The organism is Psychrobacter sp. FME13, assembly GCF_014861395.1.
Lineage (GTDB): Bacteria > Pseudomonadota > Gammaproteobacteria > Pseudomonadales > Moraxellaceae > Psychrobacter.
The window spans coordinates 1-22,192 of the sequence record NZ_RRYV01000026.1 but is presented as its reverse complement, the minus strand read 5'-3'; the positions used below and the strand labels follow the sequence as shown (position 1 = coordinate 22,192).

The 22,192-nt window shown below is 41.4% G+C and carries 21 protein-coding genes; 8 read left to right on the top strand and 13 right to left on the bottom strand.

The window, feature by feature from the left end:
• Nucleotides 1–72: 72 nt before the first annotated feature.
• Nucleotides 73–1,005, bottom strand: a complete 933-nt coding sequence (purU, locus tag EI164_RS05530) for a formyltetrahydrofolate deformylase (protein ID WP_225739130.1) — start codon at nucleotides 1,003–1,005, stop codon at nucleotides 73–75.
• Nucleotides 1,006–1,460: 455 nt separating this feature from the next.
• On the opposite strand from purU, the gene rpmB reads away from it, so the two are divergent.
• Nucleotides 1,461–1,697, top strand: a complete 237-nt coding sequence (rpmB, locus tag EI164_RS05525; protein ID WP_192518989.1) for a 50S ribosomal protein L28 — start codon at nucleotides 1,461–1,463, stop codon at nucleotides 1,695–1,697.
• A gap of 159 nt (nucleotides 1,698–1,856) precedes the next feature.
• Nucleotides 1,857–2,012: a 50S ribosomal protein L33 gene (gene rpmG / locus EI164_RS05520; protein ID WP_192518988.1), complete on the top strand. Its 156-nt coding sequence runs from the start codon at nucleotides 1,857–1,859 to the stop codon at nucleotides 2,010–2,012.
• 156 nt (nucleotides 2,013–2,168) lie between these two features.
• On the opposite strand, the gene EI164_RS05515 is transcribed toward rpmG, so the two are convergent.
• The 12 genes from EI164_RS05515 to ispH form a co-directional block, all read right to left on the bottom strand.
• On the bottom strand, nucleotides 2,169–2,480 hold the full coding sequence (locus EI164_RS05515; RefSeq protein WP_192518987.1) for a hypothetical protein: 312 nt from the start codon (nucleotides 2,478–2,480) through the stop codon (nucleotides 2,169–2,171).
• Between the two features lie 185 nt (nucleotides 2,481–2,665).
• The gene (locus tag EI164_RS05510) at nucleotides 2,666–2,977 is read right to left on the bottom strand and encodes a hypothetical protein (protein ID WP_192518986.1); all 312 of its coding nucleotides are present in this window, start codon (nucleotides 2,975–2,977) and stop codon (nucleotides 2,666–2,668) included.
• Between the two features lie 166 nt (nucleotides 2,978–3,143).
• Entirely contained in the window at nucleotides 3,144–3,521 is a 378-nt protein-coding gene (locus EI164_RS05505) for a hypothetical protein (protein WP_225739129.1), read from the bottom strand.
• Nucleotides 3,522–3,712: 191 nt separating this feature from the next.
• Entirely contained in the window at nucleotides 3,713–4,402 is a 690-nt protein-coding gene (rpe, locus tag EI164_RS05500; RefSeq protein WP_192518985.1) for a ribulose-phosphate 3-epimerase, read from the bottom strand.
• Between the two features lie 108 nt (nucleotides 4,403–4,510).
• Complete coding sequence (locus EI164_RS17400; RefSeq protein ID WP_318779518.1) at nucleotides 4,511–4,759, bottom strand: TIGR03643 family protein; 249 nt, start codon at nucleotides 4,757–4,759, stop codon at nucleotides 4,511–4,513.
• Nucleotides 4,760–5,050: 291 nt separating this feature from the next.
• A complete protein-coding gene (gene fghA, locus EI164_RS05490; RefSeq protein WP_192518983.1) occupies nucleotides 5,051–5,941 on the bottom strand; it encodes an S-formylglutathione hydrolase in 891 nt (296 codons plus the stop codon).
• Between the two features lie 102 nt (nucleotides 5,942–6,043).
• Nucleotides 6,044–7,525, bottom strand: a complete 1,482-nt coding sequence (locus EI164_RS05485; RefSeq protein WP_192518982.1) for a C13 family peptidase — start codon at nucleotides 7,523–7,525, stop codon at nucleotides 6,044–6,046.
• 324 nt (nucleotides 7,526–7,849) lie between these two features.
• Nucleotides 7,850–9,811: a molecular chaperone HtpG gene (gene htpG, locus EI164_RS05480; RefSeq protein ID WP_192518981.1), complete on the bottom strand. Its 1,962-nt coding sequence runs from the start codon at nucleotides 9,809–9,811 to the stop codon at nucleotides 7,850–7,852.
• Between the two features lie 259 nt (nucleotides 9,812–10,070).
• Nucleotides 10,071–11,549 (bottom strand): catalase, encoded by a 1,479-nt coding sequence (locus tag EI164_RS05475; protein ID WP_225739131.1) that lies wholly within the window; start codon nucleotides 11,547–11,549, stop codon nucleotides 10,071–10,073.
• A 283-nt stretch (nucleotides 11,550–11,832) separates the two neighbouring features.
• Nucleotides 11,833–12,648, bottom strand: coding sequence for a thioesterase family protein (locus EI164_RS05470; protein WP_192518979.1), 816 nt, complete (start codon nucleotides 12,646–12,648; stop codon nucleotides 11,833–11,835).
• 28 nt (nucleotides 12,649–12,676) lie between these two features.
• Nucleotides 12,677–12,922 (bottom strand): hypothetical protein, encoded by a 246-nt coding sequence (locus EI164_RS05465; protein ID WP_192518978.1) that lies wholly within the window; start codon nucleotides 12,920–12,922, stop codon nucleotides 12,677–12,679.
• A gap of 145 nt (nucleotides 12,923–13,067) precedes the next feature.
• Nucleotides 13,068–14,024, bottom strand: a complete 957-nt coding sequence (gene ispH, locus EI164_RS05460; protein ID WP_192518977.1) for a 4-hydroxy-3-methylbut-2-enyl diphosphate reductase — start codon at nucleotides 14,022–14,024, stop codon at nucleotides 13,068–13,070.
• A 320-nt stretch (nucleotides 14,025–14,344) separates the two neighbouring features.
• On the opposite strand from ispH, the gene gmk reads away from it, so the two are divergent.
• The 6 genes from gmk to EI164_RS05430 all read left to right on the top strand — a co-directional run bounded on the left by gmk (nucleotide 14,345) and on the right by EI164_RS05430 (nucleotide 22,088).
• Nucleotides 14,345–14,983 (top strand): guanylate kinase, encoded by a 639-nt coding sequence (gene gmk / locus EI164_RS05455; protein WP_192518976.1) that lies wholly within the window; start codon nucleotides 14,345–14,347, stop codon nucleotides 14,981–14,983.
• Between the two features lie 164 nt (nucleotides 14,984–15,147).
• Nucleotides 15,148–15,408, top strand: a complete 261-nt coding sequence (gene rpoZ, locus EI164_RS05450; RefSeq protein ID WP_192518975.1) for a DNA-directed RNA polymerase subunit omega — start codon at nucleotides 15,148–15,150, stop codon at nucleotides 15,406–15,408.
• Nucleotides 15,409–15,740: 332 nt separating this feature from the next.
• Nucleotides 15,741–17,939 carry a RelA/SpoT family protein gene (locus EI164_RS05445; protein WP_192518974.1) on the top strand — a complete coding sequence of 733 codons (2,199 nt, stop codon included), beginning with the start codon at nucleotides 15,741–15,743 and terminating at the stop codon, nucleotides 17,937–17,939.
• A 216-nt stretch (nucleotides 17,940–18,155) separates the two neighbouring features.
• Nucleotides 18,156–18,536, top strand: coding sequence for a RidA family protein (locus EI164_RS05440; protein ID WP_057761400.1), 381 nt, complete (start codon nucleotides 18,156–18,158; stop codon nucleotides 18,534–18,536).
• 237 nt (nucleotides 18,537–18,773) lie between these two features.
• Nucleotides 18,774–21,071, top strand: a complete 2,298-nt coding sequence (locus tag EI164_RS05435; protein WP_192518973.1) for a primosomal protein N' — start codon at nucleotides 18,774–18,776, stop codon at nucleotides 21,069–21,071.
• Nucleotides 21,072–21,383: 312 nt separating this feature from the next.
• A complete protein-coding gene (locus EI164_RS05430) occupies nucleotides 21,384–22,088 on the top strand; it encodes a hypothetical protein (protein ID WP_192518972.1) in 705 nt (234 codons plus the stop codon).
• Nucleotides 22,089–22,192 lie beyond the last annotated feature (104 nt).

Sequence of the window (22,192 nt, the reverse complement as noted above, 5' to 3'; positions counted from 1 at the left end):
ATAAAAAGCATAGCGTTCAGCAGTTATAACCACTGACGGCTATGTTTTTATAAAAACTAACTGTCGAATGTTTTAATTAAAAACCACCGTCTTATTACCCGCTACAATCACACGATTTTGCACATGCCAATTGACCGCACGCGCCAATACATTACGCTCAATATCACGCCCTATAGCACGCAACTCAGTCACACCTTGACGATGCGTCACGCGATGCACATCTTGCTCAATAATAGGCCCTTGATCCAATTCAGCAGTAACATAATGCGCCGTTGCACCAATCAGTTTCACGCCTTTATCATAGGCCTGACGATAAGGGTCCGCTCCCACAAAGGCTGGCAAGAATGAGTGATGGATATTGATGACTTTCATCGGCCAACGCTTCACAAAATCAGATGATAATATCTGCATATAACGCGCTAATACGAGCAAGTCATTGCCCGCCATCAGCTCATGAATTTGCTCTTCTGCCTCTGCTTTATTGGCTTTGCTAACAGGCACATGATGAAAAGTGATACCGAAGTTTTCTACCGCTTGACGCAAATCAGGGTGATTACTAACCACACAAGTAATATCACAATCAAGCAGACCACGCTGATGCCGCCATAACAAATCTAACAACGCATGATCAAATTTCGATACCAAAATACCAACCTTGGTTTTGATCGCATTGTTATGTAACCGCCATTCCATATTATAACGTCTAGCCACCGTATGATTGAAGCTGGCTTTAAAATTATCAATGATATCGCTCAATCCTGCCAAGGCAAACTCTAAACGCATAAAATACTGACCGCCTTCATGAGCAGTGGAATATTGATCAAGCGTAATAATATTAGCACCATAACGATGAATAAACTCAGATACCGCTTGCACGATACCCGCCTGATCTTTGCACTTAATCAGTAATGTCGCGGTATCGATAGCAGCCGTTGTTGGCGTATTAGGAGAAGTACTACTAGGCTGCGTGTTCGATGGCGAAACAATATTTGTATTATCTGACATAGTAAACCCAATTAAAAAAATGAAACCTGCTACTAAAGCCAAATGCTAGAGCATAGTAAACTGGTTATTTTAGTCTTTTTTTTGAATCTTTGCTGAATGAGTTGGTTGTTTTTTATAACAATTGCATAAATAACAGGTTAACTGAAAAATAATCTTTACTATTAGATAATCAACAACATAGCCGCTGCATTTCGAGGTATAATAACCACCCTTAAAACCACAATAATCATAAAAATATTTGAGTATTCATCTCTTTTATGGTATAAATGTCGGCTTTAAAATTTTCTGAATTGGTACGCCTGTTATTTGCCTTTAGATAACAACAATGCCAACTCAACATTCATATAGTTTTGTTTGGTGCAAAGCTGCCGCTTGCTGTGTCCATGCCGCAAAAACGTGCAACTTGCCCAGACTGGTATGAGAAAAACTCATACCTCATAGATTAGGAGTTCGCCATGTCTCGAGTTTGCCAAGTGACTGGAAAGCGCCCTATGGTGGGTAATAATGTTTCGCACGCAAACAACAAAACCCGTCGTCGCTTTCTACCAAACCTTCACAACCATCGTTTTTGGGTAGAGTCTGAAAATCGTTTTGTACGTCTACGTGTGTCTACCAAAGGTATGCGCATCATTGACAAACTTGGTATCGATAAAGTGCTAGCAGATATGCGCGCACAAGGTCAAAAGATTTAAGTTGAGACTTGCAGCTTAGTGTATTGATAATTTTCAACCGTTAAGCTGCCATTCTGCTACCTTTTATATAGTTATTTTATATAATCACCTTGTGTAGCCACTTAACCTTTTAGATCCGTACCTATCGTTTGAAGACCCCTCATTTACAGGAAAGCTATCATGAGAGATAAAATTAAGTTAGTATCAACTGCTGGTACTGGGTATTACTATACCACTACCAAAAACAAGCGCACTATGCCTGGCAAAATGGAAATTAAGAAATACGATCCAAAAGTACGCCAGCACGTTGTTTTTAAAGAAGCTAAAATCAAATAATTTATTGTTTAAATAAATTATTTGTATAAAAAAGGGTTTATCAATTGATAAACCCTTTTTTTATTGCTCATTGATTTTAATTGAGGTATCCATTGTCACATCAGAATTTGTCACACCAAAATTGTGATTATCAAAATCACTTCTCTGTAATATCAATCAACTGTAATGCGCTGGCTCTTTGTCATAAACATGTGCATGCCACTGACTCATCTGCTTTTGCATAATGACTTGAATCGCCGCATGAATCATATGCTGACCAATCGCTTGCGTATCAGTACCCAGTATTTCTTTCAGTTTTTCAGAAAAATCTATCGTCATCAGTGGCGCTTCATCTTGTTCCGCATCACGCAATAACAACCTACCGTCTTCGGCTTCTACCAGCTCCAGTGTGGTTTCTTTCGCAAATCCTGCAAATTGGTCAGTACTCTCATTATCTACTTCTATATCATTATCGATATCATATGGCATTAATTTTTTCCTTATTATCCCGTCTAATTATGTATAAAGACAATTGCGTGTAAAAACTTAACCTCTTACAGCAATACGGGGAGATCATCGTCCTTATACAATGGACGCTTTGGCCATCAAATTCAAGTGCTGTCACATAAGTCTTCTCTATAGGTAACCACTTAAGCATAAAACTTATGAAAAAATCAGCGCCAGTAACGCAGTTTTCCTAAAGTAAATAAGAAAGCGACGAACATCCCCAAATAATAAACCAGTTTTAGCTCAAGAGTTGGATCGCGATATTTAAAAGGCAGTGCCACCGTGGCGGTAGCAGTAGGCAGTATCAACAGCATAATCAGCCAATTTTCCATGACATTGAGCCAACCTTGAAAGTCCGTACCATGACGCAACGAGGATAACCCTAGTAGCAAACATGCTATGATCAAACTAGTAAACAAACCATTTGGTAAGTCTTTTGGGTAGATAATATTGGCAATATTAGTAGGCATGATTCGCATGTGAAATTCCAGTCATGCTTATAGAGCATGACTTAGTGGTTAAAAAGTGTGTAAAAAACTTATAAAAACATCATATTAATTATGCAGCAGTATCAGTGATAGCATCATAAATAATCTGTATAGTTGGCAGCATGTCTAATTTATAAAGTACTGACTATAAAATCATTCAACTATAAGTGCCCATCAACCATAGCATCGAGATACAAGACGTTAAATAACCCAAACTAATCGCATTCCATCCCTCTATATGCATGCCTTTAATCTTGTTAACTATACGTGAGCCTACCCAAAAAAACAGGGGAATACCAATCATAAACGAGGGTACTATCACGGCTGCATGACGTACTACCTCTCCTACATCATCGCCTACCATCAAGCGAAAACCATACCCTGCTAGACTAAGCACAAGTGCAAACATTGCTAAGCCAATGGTAATACCTCTCGGTACCAAACTGCGTTGTATTGGCTGTTCCTGACGTTGCTGTGCTGAGCTTGTCTCTGATTCAGACGGCGTTGACAAGTCGGTTGAATTGTTTGTATTCATACTTCACCTTTGTGTAACTCGCTATCATATATCATTGTGAATCGTACTTCATAATGAACCATACTACGTCATTAATCGTGGGGCGTATTTGATGGCCATATATAAGCATATTTTTTGAGTGAGTTTTTGATGCGTCCATAAATCAGGTCAAAAAACATGCTATGTCATTTGGCTATAACTACTGACTACAATTACTTACCGTTAGCCAGTGCCAGCTCTGCGCGCATCTCATCAATAGCATTTTTATAGTCTTCTTGATTAAATATCGCAGAACCTGCAACAAACATATCAGCACCTGCTTCTGCAATCGCACGAATATTATTGGCTTTGATACCACCATCCACTTCTAGTCTAATATCACGACCGCTTGTAATAATACGCTGGCGAACTTGGCGAACCTTCTCTAAGGTACCTTCAATAAATGATTGGCCACCATAACCAGGGTTGACGCTCATTAGTAAGATTTGATCCACTTTATCCATGACATAATCTAAATAATGCAGCGGAGTCGCTGGGTTCAATACCAAACCACACTCTGCACCACCATCTTTAATCAATTGTAACGAACGATCAATGTGTCCACTCGCTTCTGGGTGAAAAGTGATAACGCTCGCACCCGCTTCTAGAAATTGCTCAATCATGCTATCAACTGGTGATACCATAAGGTGTACATCAATGGGAGCATCAATACCATAATCTCGCAATGCCTGACAAATCATACTACCAAATGTTAAGTTGGGTACATAATGATTGTCCATCACATCAAAATGAATTACATCGGCACCTGACTCTAATACCTTTTCAACCTCTTCTCCTAAACGTGCAAAATCAGCTGAAAGTATGGATGGGGCTATTAGATATGGCTTAGAAGGGCTAATCATAGTAGAACTACCTAATTTATATGTAAATAAAGTACTGATAGAATAAAAGTTAGATGCTGGCTTATACACTATTATAAGCCTTTCATGCATCGATATTGAATAAAAAAACTATCGCGGCTTATACTGAGTTTTACAGTAAGCACGACCCACGCCAAAATCACGTTTCGCTTGATGTTTGGTCGCACGGCTGCTGACTCTCTGACGCCACAAGCGAAAAGATGATGGCTTTAGCGTTTGACGCATGAGCTTAATGACACCAGCTTCATTGAGACCGTAGCTATACTCTATTGCCCCAAATGGTGTTCTGTCTTCCCATGCCATCTCTATCACTCGTGAGTGTTGCGACTCATCAAGCACCTGCTCACCCTCGCTGTTGACGTTTTTTGCAATAAACGCTTCTGACTGGACTTGAGATATTTGGTCGTTATTTTCATGACTGGTCTGCTGCTTGTTCTTTAACGCTGCATCCATATCTGCTTGCATAGTCGCCAGCGCTGACTTCGCAGCGCTAGCGTCTGATTGCTGATCGCACACAGAACGCGTACTAGCATTAAATGCCGTTGAGTCTTGATAACTTGCCATAAATTTACCTTTTAAATACTCGGTTCTAGTTCTGACAGCATAGCGAAAATAGCTCGATATCAGTGCCTAGCTAAGTTGCGCCATGCGCCAATGATGTTCGATATGATCATCAATGATGCTCTGAATAAAGTAATAACTATGATCGTGACCCGCTTGATAGCGTAGGGTTAAAGGCTGTTTTACTTTTTCACAAGCTTGCTGCAATTTAGCAGTTTGTAGTTGACCTTCTGCTAAAAAATTGTCATCAGCACCTTGATCGACCAAAATACTCGAATACTGCTGACCAACTTCTTCAATCACTTTTGAGGCATCTGATTGTAACCATAGTGATTTATCATCACCAAAATATTCTGTATAGGCAGCCTCTCCCCACGCTGACTCACTGGCTGCACATACTGGCGATAATGCTGAGACACTGACAAATTTTCCTGGAAACTTAAAGCCTAATAACAATGCGCCATGACCACCCATAGAGTGCCCTGTGATACCAATACTTTGAATCGGGAACTCTGAACGTAGCAAATCATGTAGCTCATCGACGATGTAACTTTGCATATTAAAATGCTCTGCCCAAGGTGCTTGCGTGGCATCAACATAGTAACTAGCGCCTTGCCCAACAAAATAACGCTCATCGTTGGCCACATCATTGCCTTCACTACTGCGAGGAGAGGTGTCAGGTGCGATAAATATCATGCCAAGATCACTACATTTTTGTTGAAAATGTGCTTTGTGCGTAACATTGTCAGCATTACAAGTGAGGCCTGATAAATACAAAACTGCTGGGCAAAGACGGCCAGCAAGTGCTTCATCCGGTAGATAAACACTAAACGTCATTGGCGTTTTAGTCGTTGCCGATTGATGGCTATAATAATGTTGCTCTCCATCAAAACAGCGATTCACACTTTGTTGAGTGAGTTGTGAATTGGCAGACAAACTGTGATTGTAAGAATGATTCATGAGTAACGCTCCTTTTATCTAAAGAAAAACACATGATGACTTATAAAAGCTTCTATCAAAAAGCCTCTATAATGTCATCCCTTATAAATGAATAGCAGATACTTATTCCGTGGTTATGACTGTCGTCACCATTGGCGGACTCACCTCATTATTATCCCCGATAGGAATAACAGTCGTATTGGAGTCCTCAGTGATGCTAGCAACTGATGGTCGTGCTTTATCAAATAGTACTCGTTCAAACGCAGGTAAAGCCGTTTCCATAAGACTACCAATAAACACCTGCGGGTCTGACGATTCAAAACCCATCAAACTCTCTTTTTCACTGACACGTAGACGAGCATCTTTAAAGGCAGACTCAAAGCTGGTGTTGTCTCGCATGCTTTCAGCGAAAAACGCTTGACCAAAATAGGTCATCTCTGCGGTATTGGTACAGCCAAATGAAGCTTTTTCAGTAGCTGATGCTGTAATCACTACCGTGGTCGGAGATGCCAACTCATCGATGAATGATCCTGAATAACAAGCAGAGACCACAATCACCCGCCAACGAATGCCTGAATCATCTAAAGCAGCACGTAACCAGGCTGCATCTAAGTTTTCCATTGCTAATGGTGGATTGGCGAGTTGTATGATGTTCTCATTGCCATGTGAGGATAGTGTGAGGAATAATACATCTTCGTCAGCATTCATCTGCTGACCGATTCTTTTTAAACCGCGTAAAATACTAGTTTTGGTAGCGATTGGCTCATCTAGCCAGCTATAAGTATTATTGATTAATGATAGAGAATGGCCACTAGTACCAAAGCGTACATCAAATAACTCACGTACTTTATTAATTTCAGAACGGAAGACATTTTGATCCGAGAACCCTGCAACACCCATAAAGTACCAGTCGGTTTTTCCCAAGATACTTGGATCAATACTATTTAAAGCTTGTTGCAATAGACGTGGCTGCTCATATAATGCAGCTTCTTCTAAAACTGGCTCTATAGGAATCTGCTTAAATATGGGTTGGTCAGTAACATTACGCTGCCAAATTGTCAAAAGTGCAACAGCACCTACCAATACAATCACTCGCTCCCACCAAGGCAGCCGGAAACGATGGAAAAAAATCCATAGTAATGCCAATGTCTGCCATAAAAACAGCACTAAAAATAAAATGGGTAAAAATGAATAGCTCCAATCAGGCAGCCAACCATAACTACTCAAGTATTGTACTAAGCTTTGTAATAAAGCTGACAATGTATCAGCGACCAACCATAACACCACTGGTACAAATACCAGTGCTTGATTGCCTGCACGTCGTGCCAAGATAATGCCACCCAACAGGATAATCATTGGCCAAATCAAATAGCTAACCAGCCCCTGCTCATTAAAGACACTACTATTTTCCGCAGCCAACCACGAAAACAGCACATTGCTACCAAGTGCTGATAGTGCAAACACAGCAAACTGCATAAAAGTCGGTTTGACCCAAGAAAACGCACGGGTTGACCCTACCAACATCCACAAAGTGGCAATAATATTGGCAGCGAAGTTGAGCGAAAAGCGCTGAAGCGATACAGTTTTTAACGACGCAAGTGACAAAGACTTAAACCTCTAGCCAGCCGAGAAAAATAAAGTGAGCCAATGATAAGTGTTTTACTATTTGTATCATCTGATATCGTTTATTGACTTTTCAACGAGTCAGATGGACAGCAAGTTTATATTTGATTCACTATGAAATGATTATAAGAGGTGAAAAGCAAAAACTGAAAACTAGGACTAACAGTCTAGCTTGCTAATCTATCTTAATTGTAACGGATTGTTAGTCTAGAGGATAAGACTGATTTGTAAAATTACTCATATGCAAATTAAAAATAAAAAAGAGGTCTTGCAAGCAAGACCTCTTTGTTGATGAAATAATAACCATTATTTCATCAATAGCTCATTAACACGTTTTAGATAAGCCGCTGGATCATCTAGTTGACCACCATCTGCTAATAATGCTTGATCAAAAATCACTTGAGCCAAGTCATCAAATTGCTCGCTACTTTCAAGTTTTCTGATTAATGGGTGCTCAGGGTTTACTTCGAGCGTTGGCTTGCTCTCCGGTACATCTTGTCCCATCTGGTTCAGCATTTGGATCATCTGTGGTGATAGCTCACCCTCACCCACAACCAAACAAGCTGGGCTATCAACCAAACGAGTGGATACTTTTACATCTTTAGCTCGTTCGCCTAGAGCAGATTTTAGCTTATCAACCACCGGCTTTAAGCTTTCTTCTGCTTTTTCAGCCTCTGCTTTTTCAGCTTCATCTTGCAAATCACCTAAATCCACTGCACCTTTGGCGATGTTTTGTAGCGGTGTTTCATCAAATGAGGTCAAGAAATTCATTGCCCATTCATCAACACGACTGGTCATCAAGATAACTTCGATGCCTTTCTTTTTGAACAACTCTAACTGAGGGCTGTTCTTTGCCGCTGCCAAATTATCAGCTGTTAGATAATAGATGGCTTTTTGGCCTTCTTTCATGCGACCTTTGTAGTCTTCAAAGCTAGTTTCAACTTTGTCACTTGTACTCGTCGCATAACGAAGCAACTTGGCAATACGTTCTTGATTGCCCATGTCTTCGCCTAAACCTTCTTTGATGACATCACCAAACTCAGCATAGAACTGAGCAAACTTCTCTTGCTTATCGCTGTCTTCGCTATTGGCCAAACTTGCCAATGTCGTCAGAATACGACGAGCGTTACCATCACGAATAGATTTTACATCACGTGACTCTTGTAGTAGCTCACGGCTAACGTTCAATGGTAAGTCGGCTGAGTCGATAACACCTTTGACGAAGCGTAGGTACATCGGCAGGAGCTGCTCGGCTTCATCCATAATAAAGACACGCTTAACATACAATTTCAGACCATGTTGCTGTTCGCGAGTATACAAATCCGCTGGTGCTTTTTTGGGGATATATAACAATTGAGTGTACTGAACACGACCTTCAACACGGTTGTGCGTCCAAGTAAGCGGTGCATCCATGTCATACGAGATGTTTTTATAAAAATCAACATACTCATCATCTTCAATCTCAGATGCTGAACGTGTCCATAATGCACTGGCTTTGTTGATGGTTTCCCATTCATCAGTCAATACCATCTCGCCACTAGCCGGCGTGTCATCGTTCTCATCTTCTTTTACGTCTTCTTGCCAGATTTCTTTACGCATTTGAATCGGTAAGCTGATGTGATCTGAGTATTTATTGACTAAACGCTTAATTTTACCACGATCTAAGTAGCTGTCTTCACCTTCAGAGTACTCTTCTTTGAGATGCAAAGTGATGGCAGTGCCGCGAGCGACCTTTGTGATAGGTTCTACTGTAAAGCTACCTGTACCGTCTGATACCCAGCGTACACCCTTGTCAGCAGGCTCTCCAGCTTTGCGTGATTCAACGCTAATCGTATCCGCTACGATAAATCCTGAGTAGAAACCCACACCGAACTGTCCAATTAACTGACCATCTTGCTTTTGTGATTCAGATAATTTATCCAAAAATGCTTTGGTACCTGACTTAGCAATTGTCCCTAAATTTTCAATAGCATCTGTTTCATTCATACCAATACCATTATCGGTAAAGGTAATGGTTTTCGCCTCTTCATCAAGATCGATACGAATTTTTAGCTCGCCATCATCTTCATAAAGGCTATCGTCATTATTTGCTTCAAAACGCAATTTATCGCAAGCATCCGAGGCGTTTGAGACCAACTCACGCACAAATATATCCGCATTAGAATATAGCGAATGCGTCACTAAGTGTAGCAACTGCGCTACTTCTGCTTCAAATGTATGTTTTTTTAATTCAGGGTTTAGGCCATCGGCTTGAGTTGCTTCACTCATAAAACACTCCTTTAAATTCCATTAAAAACTTATTATAAGTAACAGTAAAACACATCAAAAAGGCTCTAATAATATCAAAACCGCTCTAGCGTTAAATACTATTAAGCTGTTTATACTAATAGGGGCATAGGTGAAAATTTCAAGCTAAAAACATTTATTCAATAAAAAACACCACCCTAGTTCCCTAAGGTGGTGTCATTATATTGAAAATCAAAAGCTTAATGGCTTTCGTACCATGTCTACGTATGGTACCTATTAATTATAAACAGCTAGCAAGGTGACGCGCTGGATCTGAGTCACGAGCTGCCATTGCATCTTCAACGCTTAAACCTAATGCGTTAGCCACACCTTCACCATAAGCAGGGTCACACCAATTACAATTACGAATGTGACGATACTGAATAAAGTCAGGTACGCCAGCCATATTTCTTGCGGTATTTTCAAATAATACTTGCTGCTGCTCAGCACTCATTAAATTGAATAACGCACGGGGTTGGCTAAAGTAGTCGCTATCATCTTCACGAAAATCATAGTGTGCTGCATCACCATCAATTTTCAATGGTGGCTCAGCATAATCCGGCTGCTCCTGCCATTGGCTAAAACTATTTGGCTCATAGTGTGGACGACTACCATAATTATTATCGACACGTCCTTGACCATCACGGTGATTGCTCATCACTGGGCAGCGTGGTTTATTGACAGGAATCTGCTGATGATTAACACCAACACGATAACGCTGGGCATCGGCATAGTTAATCAAACGATTTTGTAGCATCTTATCTGGTGAGACACTGATACCCGGCACCAAATTACTTGGTGCGAATGCTGCTTGCTCAACATCAACAAAATAGTTATCAGCGTTTTTGTTCAATTCAAACTCACCAACCTCTATCAAAGGATAATCACCTTTTGGCCATACCTTAGTCAAATCAAATGGATGATAAGGAACGGTATCAGCCTCAGCTTCTGGCATGATTTGCACATAGAGCTTCCATTTTGGAAAATCACTATTTTCAATGGCATCATATAAGTCTTTTTGATTGCTTTCACGGTCCATAGCAACGACTTCGGCTGCTTCAGCATCGGTCAAATTTTTGATGCCTTGCTGAGTACGAAAATGAAACTTAACCCAAAAACGCTCGTTGGCTTCATTCCAAAAGCTATAAGTATGCGAGCCAAAACCATGCATGTTTCTATATGAGGCGGGGATACCACGATCACTCATTACCACGGTAACCTGATGAAAGGATTCTGGTAATAAAGTCCAAAAGTCCCAGTTGTTGGTCGCCGAGCGCATATTGGTACGTGGATCACGTTTTACGGCTTTGTTTAAATCTGGAAACTTACGTGGATCGCGTAAGAAGAATACTGGTGTGTTATTACCTACCAAATCCCAGTTGCCCTCTTCTGTATAAAATTTTAGCGCAAAGCCACGAATATCACGCTCAGCATCAGCAGCACCACGCTCACCTGCAACTGTACTGAAGCGCGCAAACATCTCGGTCTGCTTGCCCACTTCACTGAATATTTTGGCTCGAGTATATTGACTGATGTCATTGGTCACAGTAAACGTACCAAATGCACCAGAACCTTTGGCATGCATACGACGCTCTGGGATAACCTCACGAACAAAGTTACCTAGCTTCTCATTTAGCCAAATATCTTGCGCCAATAAGGGTCCGCGCTTACCTGCGGTCATGCTGTTTTGATTATCAGCAACTGGTGCACCATTACCCATTGTTAACTGTGTAGGTGCGTATGGACATTTTTTATCGCTCACGGGTCTTCTCCTTTGGATAGTAAATCATTTAAAGTACAAAACCTATTCTGAATAAGCTTCTATCAATATATCCAGAAGAGTAGTAAATTTTTTCGAAAAACGACTATCTGTTTTCATAGTAACCTTTAAGTGCAATAACATTGTTTTGTTAGAACCATTACAACCGATTACTATAAATTTGTAAAATAAATTAACTATATATTTTTGTTTTGTTTTACCAAACAATAGAGAAGGTTAAAAACTAGCGAGGCATCGGACGAATGGTCAGAATTTGCTCACTACGCCCAAAAGGCCCATGTACATCATGCAATACGGCACTGGTAAGCCCTATGCCGTCATCGCCGTACTGTTGTACAGCTTCGATACCGAGCCAACGGCCTTTCGGCACACGATGCATGTGAATTTGTAAATCAGTATTAGGAAACATCCACTCTAACCCTGATAAACCGAGACCGAGTCGCGGTACAACACCATTGGCAGTATCAACCATACCCACTAAATGCACCATATCATCAGTAAGCTGGCCCTCTACCATTTCTACATCATTGGTTATCCATACCATGCCTTTACCAGGTCGACGCTCAGGGTCAGCAACTAAGCGCACACTCTCAATAAAACCGCCCGGCCAGCCTTGCATATCATTCCAAACTGGCAAGTCTTCAGGTTTGTGTTTGGCTTTTCGATCTTCAATTCCTGCTATCGAGCTGGTGTCTTGAGTCATGAGTCGCCACGCGCGAGCAATGATAGCGTCACGGCCACGACTGCTCATTACCGCCTCAATAAGCTCAATCGTCTTGCCTGGACGAATACAACGCGTGGTAATGGTAAAATCATCAAGCGGTATCAGCCCTAAAATATCAAGGCTGATACGAGCAACACGGGTATTTGCTTGCGGGACATAGCCTGTGAGCTCAGCAGTCAGCAATCCTGTTGCTGGTGCCATGTGTTGCTCGTGCTCATTCCAAGCACCTTGTGCATGCTCAGTTGGCTTATAATAAGCAACAGTGACACCATCGTCCTGCTGTTCACGTTTGATAAATTGGTAATAAGCTGCCATAACTGTCCTATATTTCGTACTCTTTATTTTATTGCGTCAACTCTTGCTTTCTTATTATGAGAATATTACGAGCCTTTCTTATAAAAAATAATAAAACAACCATCAATACTACTAGAGCTGCATAAAAAAACGTTTTTTCTGCCATGAACTTCATCATGTTCATAAACAGCACAAATATCACTACCACAGTCACCAACATATTCATTTTTAATTGCTGATTAACTTCAGTCAGAGTGGCACTTGCTAAGACAAATCTACTCTTTTGCTTTTTCATTCTACTTTGCTCATAGTAGGTTGTTTTTGGTCAACAGCTTTTATAATAGCTGATTTTTGTTAAGGCATGTCATCATTTAGATGGTGAGATTTACAGTATCAAACACTGCCAATAAACGACATACCCTAAGCTCCTATATCTGACCTTACTTACCCACTTGGGTAATCGGGATGCGCAATGCTTTAGGCAGACTGAACGTCACATTCTCCTCAATACCTGACAACTCGCTAGGTAAATCACCACCCCAATCTTGTAGCTGCTGTAGTACTTCTTGAATCAATACTTCAGGCGCTGATGCACCAGCAGTCACACCAATACTCTGCACGCCATCCAACCAACTGCTATCCATTTCACGGGCATTGTCAATCAAGTAAGCGCGACAATCCATACGCTCTGCTAACTCACGCAGACGATTAGAGTTTGATGAATTTGGTGAACCAACGACTAAAACCACTTCACAGCGACTGGCCAAATCTTTTACCGCATCTTGACGGTTTTGAGTGGCGTAGCAAATATCATCTTTACGTGGACCTTGGATACTAGGAAATTTGTCACGTAATGCATCAATGACACGTGCTGTATCATCCATAGACAATGTCGTTTGCGTGACAAAAGCTAAGCGCTCATCGTTTTGCACGGTCAATGCGGCGACATCACTTTCATTTTCGACCAAATGAATATGTCCACCATGACGGCGATTAAAGCGTCCCATGGTGCCCTCGACTTCTGGATGCCCAGCATGACCAATCAGTACCGCATCCATGCCCTCTTGTGCAAACTTGGCCACTTCAATATGTACTTTAGTGACCAAAGGACATGTCGCATCAAATACCGTCAAATCACGACGTTCTGCCTCATCTTCGACCGCCTTTGATACTCCATGGGCGGAAAAAATGACGATTGAACCATCCGGCACTTCGTCAAGCTCTTCAACGAAGACGGCACCACGATTGGCCAAGTCAGAGACGACAAATTTGTTATGTACCACTTCATGGCGGACATAAATAGGTGGTTCAAAGCGTGTCAATGCTTCGTTTACAATCGCAATCGCTCGATCCACACCAGCACAAAACCCACGTGGATTGGCAAGATAAATTTGCATAAAAGGGCCTATCATTAGATAATTTATAGTTAAAGCTTATTTTAAAGGCTTCAATTCAAACATTGGGACGAATTTATTATGCTACTTTAGCATAATTTTCTTTCATTACTCTTGAAAATAGTAGTGTACTAAAGGCAGTAATATGTACATCGCTGATACGCCAATAACACGTTGCAAGAGTGGCTTTACGTAAAATAAAAACCATCAAAGCAGTTTATAATGACATATTCATTATGGTTTTCATTGCCTTGTATGATGGCGATTTTTCTTTTTACCAGTCTTTAATTTCTATCAGAACACATTCCATTAGGACAAATTGTATGACAGGTTCATTGTTTATTATTACCGCAGCCTCCGGTACAGGTAAAACCTCACTGGTAAAGCAATTACTTGCCACCACCAATGACTTAACCGTCAGCGTCTCACACACAACACGTTCACCGCGTCCTGGCGAGATTGACGGTCATCATTATCACTTTACTGATATAAACACGTTCAAAAATGCTATTGATGAAGGCAGTTTTTTAGAGCATGCCGAAGTTTTTGGTAACTATTACGGTACTTCCGAACAAAGCGTACGTTCACAACTAGAGGCAGGCGTTGATGTCATTTTAGAGATTGACTGGCAAGGTGCATTACAAGTCAAAGAAATATTTACAGAAGCAACAATGGTTTTTATTCTACCGCCAAGTATTGCCACTTTGCGTCAACGCTTATCAACTCGTGCACAAGATAGTATAGAGGTTATTGAGCAGCGTTTGGCAGGTTCAGTCAATGAGATGTCACAGTATGTGAACGCTGATTTTGTAATTATTAATGACAACTTTGAAGTGGCTCTGACAGAATTAAAAGCTATCATCGTGGCTGATAGACAAACTTTAAAACGTCAACAGCAGCGCTATCATCGTACTATTAGCAACTTACTCGGTAATAAAACAGATGCAAAAAGCGAGCACTAGAATCAAATTATCTGCTAATTGAACGCATCGAGATAAAAAGCAACTACGCGCTTGAGCAAAAAATGCTATAATGTCTAGCTATTCCCCTTTTATATTTTTGATATTATTTTTATTGAGTAGCGGGCAAGGTCCGTCACTAATAAAAACAACTGAGGTAGCTATTTATGGCACGAGTGACGATTGAAGATTGTTTGGATAATGTTGATAATCGCTTTGAGCTGATTTTAGTGGCAAGCAAGCGTGCACGTCAATTGGCCAAAGGTATCGCTGAGCCAATGGTTGACGTTGATAACGACAAGCCTACTGTATTGGCATTACGTGAAATTGCGGCTGGTAAAATCACTCGCGATATCATCAATCAGCCAGAGCACAACTTTGCGACCAGTTCACTAGATTTAGCGCTATCAGGCGATCATAGCTTTTAATGAATGACTTGCTAAGATAAGGTATAGTGATAACATCTTAATAATAAAAACCACAGCATAGTCTGTGGTTTTTATTATTATAACGATAGCATTTGGGCTGTTTTAATCATGATTGATACTTCACAATCTCACATTCGCCTAGAATTTATAAATTTTTATCATCCCGACTCGCTTAGCAGTTGACATTGAATGTGATTTACGATTAATTAGAGGATTACTCATTCATTTTCAGCTTTTTCTCAAAATTTTTAGTATTCCAGCACTCACTCAGTCACCATTTACCTCGATAGACAGTCAGGCAGATAGGTAATGAAAAACAGGATCGTTACTTTATGAGTCAAACCTTACCCAAACTCAGTCATCACCTAGTCGATGACGCTCAATACAACTTGCTACGTTCAGTAGGTTATCTCACTGCTAATGAACGCTGTGACATTATTGATGCCTGTGAGTTCGGTGACATTGCGCATATTAAAGACAAGCGCAAATCAGGGGAACCTTATATCACTCACCCGATTGCAGTCGCTGAGATACTGGCAGGTTTTCGCTTAGATCGAGACACTATCATTGCCGCAATTTTGCATGATACCGTCGAAGATACTGAAGTGAGCGACGAACAACTTGAGGAGCGCTATGGCAAAGTAGTGGCAAGATTGGTCGATGGTGTGACCAAGCTAAAATCATCCTCACACAATAAACAACAAAATAAAGCCGCCACTTTTCATAAGATTTTGACAGCCACACTTGCTGATCCGCGTGTGCTAATCATCAAGCTTGCTGATCGCTTACATAATATGTCTACACTTGATGCGGTACGTCCCGAAAAGCAGCGTGCCACTGCACAAGAAACATTGGACTTTTATGTGCCATTTGCGCGTTTAATGGGTCTCAACGACATTGCTGACTATATTGAGGTACTTTGTTATCGAAATCTTGACTCTGACATGTACAACAAACTGTCTGATAAATTACTGCAGCATGGTCTAGGACGTAACTTTCAGAGAGAAGCCATTCATCGCTACTTGAGTATTGTGCTCAATAATTTAGGATTGAATGGACTGGTCACTGTCTTGGACAATCGCGTGGTGATATACCGTCAGTTTTTCCGCAATCGTGGAGAAATCAATGCTCTACTACGTCATTATGCTTTTGAAATTGTCTTAGATAATGTCGATGCTTGTGACAAGCTGGCTTATTATTTGATCAAAAAGTATCAGATTGATGATACACATATTGCTGATAATATTCGTCGGCCGCTACCCGGCGGAAATCAATCGCTGACGCTAATCTATGAGCGTGATAACGATGTGGTCAAAGTAACTATTTTAACCAAGCAAATGCAGAGCGCAGCAAGGCTTGGCGTTATTGGTGCAGAGCACGCCTCCGATGTCAGTCAATCCGTCATTCAAGCCTCCTTGCGTAATATGAAAGACTTGGTCGATGAAGACAATTTAAATGAACAGAGCCCCGATTTTTCCGCAGCCGTCGCTACGATTAATGAGCTCATGGATTACCTACATTCCAGCAAAATAATCTGTTATAGCCCAAAAGGCCGCGCCTATGAACTACCACAAGGTGCAACCGCGCTAGATTTCGCTTATGCCGTCGGACCTATGGTAGGTAATGTAGCCATTGGCGCTAATATAGAAGGTAAAACAGCCAAACTCGGTACAGTCGTAAAAAATGGGCAGCTTGTCGAAATTGAAGTTGATAAACACTCAGAACCCAAAGCAGAGTGGCTAGGTTTTGTGGTGACCAATAAAGCTCGCGAAGAGATTTTGCGATGGTTTAAAGACCTATCTGCTGCAGACAAAAAACTTCACGGTCAGCAAGCATTAGCTAGAGCGCTAAGAACCTATCAAAAAAACCTAGATGATCTAACAGAAAGTGACTGGAAAAACCTAACAGAATGGCGTGGACTAACAGAAAAAGACGCACTGTTTGAACAAATAAGCTCCGGTACACTACTACCACAGCTCATCGTGACTCGCTTATTCAGTGATGAAGTACGTGACTTGCAAGCACGGGAACATAGCGAGGACATGACCCAACCACAGCAGTTAATCGTTAACACATCTGGAGTAGAACTAGACTTTGCCAACTGTTGCCACCCCATTTATGGCGACCCTATCGTCGGTCACCTATCACGTCATGGCTTGGTCGTACATCGACACAAATGCTTCTCCTTAGATGAGATTCGCAAAGACAATCCTTATCAGGTAATTCAGCTACGCTGGCGCAGTGATGAAGCAGTCAAACAAGGCAGCCCAGATGAATACGATATAAAAAACACTGGAAAAATTCGCTTTCATGCTTATTTGAAGCTATCTATCGCCCTCAGCGACGAACAAATCACTGAAGTTATTTATCATTTACGTCAGTTGAATATGGGTATTGAAGCCGTCGATGTCCGAAGTAGTGATACCATCATTCATATCATTGTCCGTAGTCGCAATCATTTAGCACAGGGTATTCGAGAGCTACGTTCATTACTTGGTTTTCCGAATATCATGCGTCTGTATCAACTATAGTAATCACCATGATCTATCATCAATAACCACTTAATAAAATGATTAATATTTGATGTGGCAATTTTAGAAAACGTAAAAATAATGATAAACTGACTCACTTAATTGTTGATACAAAAAATTGATGCATACCATCATTTGCATAGGTAAGTTTGGATTTTACTAAATGATGATATGCAACTATCTACCAAACCAGAAAAGTATAAAAAGGAAAAAAACATGACTCGTCAAACTATTCAAACTGATAAAGCGCCTGCGGCCGTTGGTACTTATTCTCAAGCGGTAAAAGTCGGCAACACTGTTTATATTTCAGGTCAATTGGGCTTTGATCCTGATACAATGGAGCTAAGAGAAGGCTTTAAAGCACAAGCAGAACAAGTATTTGAAAATATCAAAGCTATCTGTGAAGCTGCTGGTGGCAGTTTAAATGACGTGGTTAAATTCAATGTGTCGTTAACTGATTTGAGTGATTTTGCGGTATTGAACGAAGTATTCGTTGCCAATTTAAGCGAGCCGTATCCTGCTCGTGCTGCCGTCCAAGTAGCAGCATTACCTAAAGGTGGTGTGGTCGAGATTGAGTCTATCTTATACATCGAATAGTAATAGTGAGTGACAGTACTTAGCTTCGAAAGACCTTAAGTACCTAAGCCCATTTTAAAATAAGCCCAAATTAAGCCCAAATATAGTTATTTGGGCTTATTGCTATCATACTTCATCATCTACGCTTCATTACTTATGCTTCATCACTTTCGCTTCGTCATCGCATGTATTTTGCACTTACTTTTACCATTCGCACCAGTATATTATTCAACCATTGATAAGCTATAGGGGTATTCTATGTTGGTACAAGTTGCTCTGCCTGTGCCCCTCTATCGGGTATTTGATTATAGCCTGCCAGCAGATATCCATACGTTACCAAATACCGCACCGACTCCCATGCCACCTCTTGGCAGCCGCGTCGAAGTGTCATTCGGTCGTCAAACTTTAATCGGTATTGTGATTGCTCATATTTCTGAAGCTGATAGCAGCGTGCCCATCAATAAGCTCAAACCTATCAATAGGTGTTTGGATGCTGAACCAATTTTAGATGACAACATGCTCAAGCTCGCCGCTTGGTTATCGCGTTATTACCATTATCCTCTTGGTGATGTTTTCGCGGTTATCTTGCCTACTCTCGTTCGTCAGGGCAAACCATTAGATTTGCTGATTACACATTGGCGGATTTTACCGCATGTCAGTGACGAAGATTTCCGTACCAATGCAAAAAAGCAGAAACAGCAATTTGATATGCTCAAACTGCATGGTGAGCGCGGCGCAAGTGAAGATGTTTTATTACTGGAGGGAATGCAGCGTAGCTTTTTAAAAACATTGGAAGAAAAAGGCCTCATCGAGCGCTATATTGAACCGAAACAAAGCCCTTCACCTGTCAAACTCGCAAAAATGCCGCTTGATCTCAACGATGAGCAACAGCGTGCCGTTGACGCCATTGTCGCTGCCCATAACTCTGAGCGCTATAGCGGATTTTTACTGAACGGCATTACTGGTAGCGGCAAGACTGAAGTATACCTACAGGCGATGCAGGCAGTATTAGAAGCTGGTAAGCAAGTCTTAATTTTAGTGCCAGAGATCGGATTAACACCGCAGACTCGCGCACGTTTTGCCAGTCGGTTCTCAGCACATATTGTGTTGCTGCATTCTGGATTGAACAACACGCATCGCTTACAAGGATGGCAAGATTGCCGCACAGGTCATGCACAAATCATCATCGGCACACGCTCATCACTGTTATATCCATTTGCCAATTTGGGGCTAATCGTCGTCGATGAGGCACATGATGGCTCTTATAAACAGCAAGATACATTGCGTTATCATGCCGCTGACGTTGCACTATACCGAGGGCTACAAGCCAATATCCCTGTAGTGCTTGGTACGGCTACGCCTTCTCTTGAACACTTAAAACTGGTTGATGACGGCAAGCTCCTAGAATGCCAATTACTAACCCGTCCAGGCAATGCCAATCCTGCCACCATGCAACTCATCGATGCTCGCCTACAGAGCACCCATCAGCAAACACAAGACGATGGCGCACGCTATGACACAGGTTTGACCGATACCTTGATTGGCGCGATTCGAGAAACGCTAGAGGCAGGCAATCAGGTCTTAATATTTTTAAACCGTCGCGGCTATGCCCCTGTTTTATTATGCGAAGCCTGCGGCTGGCAGGCAGATTGTCCACGCTGCGATGCGCATTTGACCGTTCATTATAATAGCCAGTCCCAACACAACACTTACGCCGGTAGCTCTTATTTAAAATGCCATCATTGCGACTGGCAGTCCTATATTCCAACAGTGTGCCCTGATTGTGGTAGTCAAAATTTAGATACCAAAGGGATGGGCACGACAAGACTAAGCGAAAACCTACACGCTATTTTTGCCAATCCGCAAACCAGCAAAGAGCTATATCCTATTATTCAAATCGATCGTGATACCACTCGACGTAAAGACAGCTGGGAGAATATCTATCAACGCATCAATGAAGGCAAGCCTGCCATCCTAGTCGGTACGCAAATGGTCGCAAAAGGTCATCACTTTCCTAATGTCACACTCGTTTGTTTGCCTAATGCTGATCGTGGATTTCTATCAGCAGATTTTCGCTCACCTGAGCATACCGCACAGCTTATGATCCAAGTAGCGGGACGCGCTGGACGTGGTGATAAGTCTGGGCAAGTACTGATTCAAACCTTGCAGCCTGATAATGAGCTATTATTAAAGCTGGTAAAAGATGGATACCTATCCTTTGCTCGTGAATTGCTGCAAGAGCGTAAAATGATGGGCTTACCACCTCATACTCATGCCGCATTGATACGCTGTGAAGGCAAAACCCTTGCAGCCCCCACCCAAGCGCTCAAAGATGCGATTAGCATTCTACCAAATGCACACAGCCTCGCTGTACTGGGTCCGATCGATGCACCAATGAGTAAAAAGAACAGCCGCTATCATGTTCAGTTACTACTGTTAGCCAAAGAGCGCAGGCAACTACACTATGTATTAAACCAATGGTGGCAACCAGTGCTTGCCTTGCCAAGCGCCAAATACCTCAAGCTCACTTTAGACATTGATCCAGTTGGTTGGTAATCTAAACCACCAACTCAACTTCGTCTAAAACAAGCATTGATGACTATTACTGGCTATAGTCGAAGCCATTAACAGTTAAGACAAACCGCAAACATATCCACTCATAGTTCACGGCTTATAATAAGTGAAAGTAAATCCTGTTTCTTTTAAATGAACTCATATCACATTAACCTCTATCAATGTAAAAGCATGTCAAAAACAATAAAAAATCTAAGTTTACCAACATATTTTTAATGTAAAATCTGTATACTATAAAATCTATATACTTGTACTTCACAAATCTTATTCACGCTCAACTGATGACCTGATACCATGTCTAGACGCTCAGCACCTTTTGTCGCTCCCGACTATATCGATGAGCCTTCTTCAAAAGATGGCAAAAAACACGCCAAAGTTTTACTCTCAACGCTGCAAGAAGATATTGCCAGCTTTCGAGATGAGCAGTTTCCACCTGATGTTTTGCGCCAAATTCGTGATATGCCTATTTATGAAGGCAACTTGGCAGAAGTACAGGCTTACGAGCAACGCTGGCACAACTTGATTGACCGTGCCATGGCATTTTATCCTGCAGCCAACTTACCGCCAGACTATCTACCGCTACCAGCTAGCCTTGAGATACCCCAGTTTATCTATCATGTTCAGAGATTACACCTGACCAAGACCCGTGCCAAAGAATCTAAAAGCTTTGGCTCAGTCGGAGCTCTGACTGATAAGTGCGGTGATTATAGCGCTGAAGAAGTCGCACGTATGTCCGCCGTGTTTGACAGCGATGATGAGGCACGCTTAGTGGCACATCGTGAGTTTATTGATTTGCGTGCTTATGTATTTTGCCGCGACAGTAAAGGTGAGATGCTAGAGCCTGAACGGGTACGCTTTTATCGTACTGGTCTCATCGTCCATGCTCTACCTGACTTTAAAATAGTCGATAGCAGACAGACTCCGCGTAAGCGCCGTAATGACGCTTATAACAATCCACTTGCCAATAATGGTATTTGGAAGATTTATCGTAAAAGATAACATACGTTAACGCCATATCGTTTTTACTATAACCACTTTATATTGTTTTTTTGGTGGTGTTCTAAAAAGTATGCTGGCATCAGACGTAGCCATAATTGATGTAA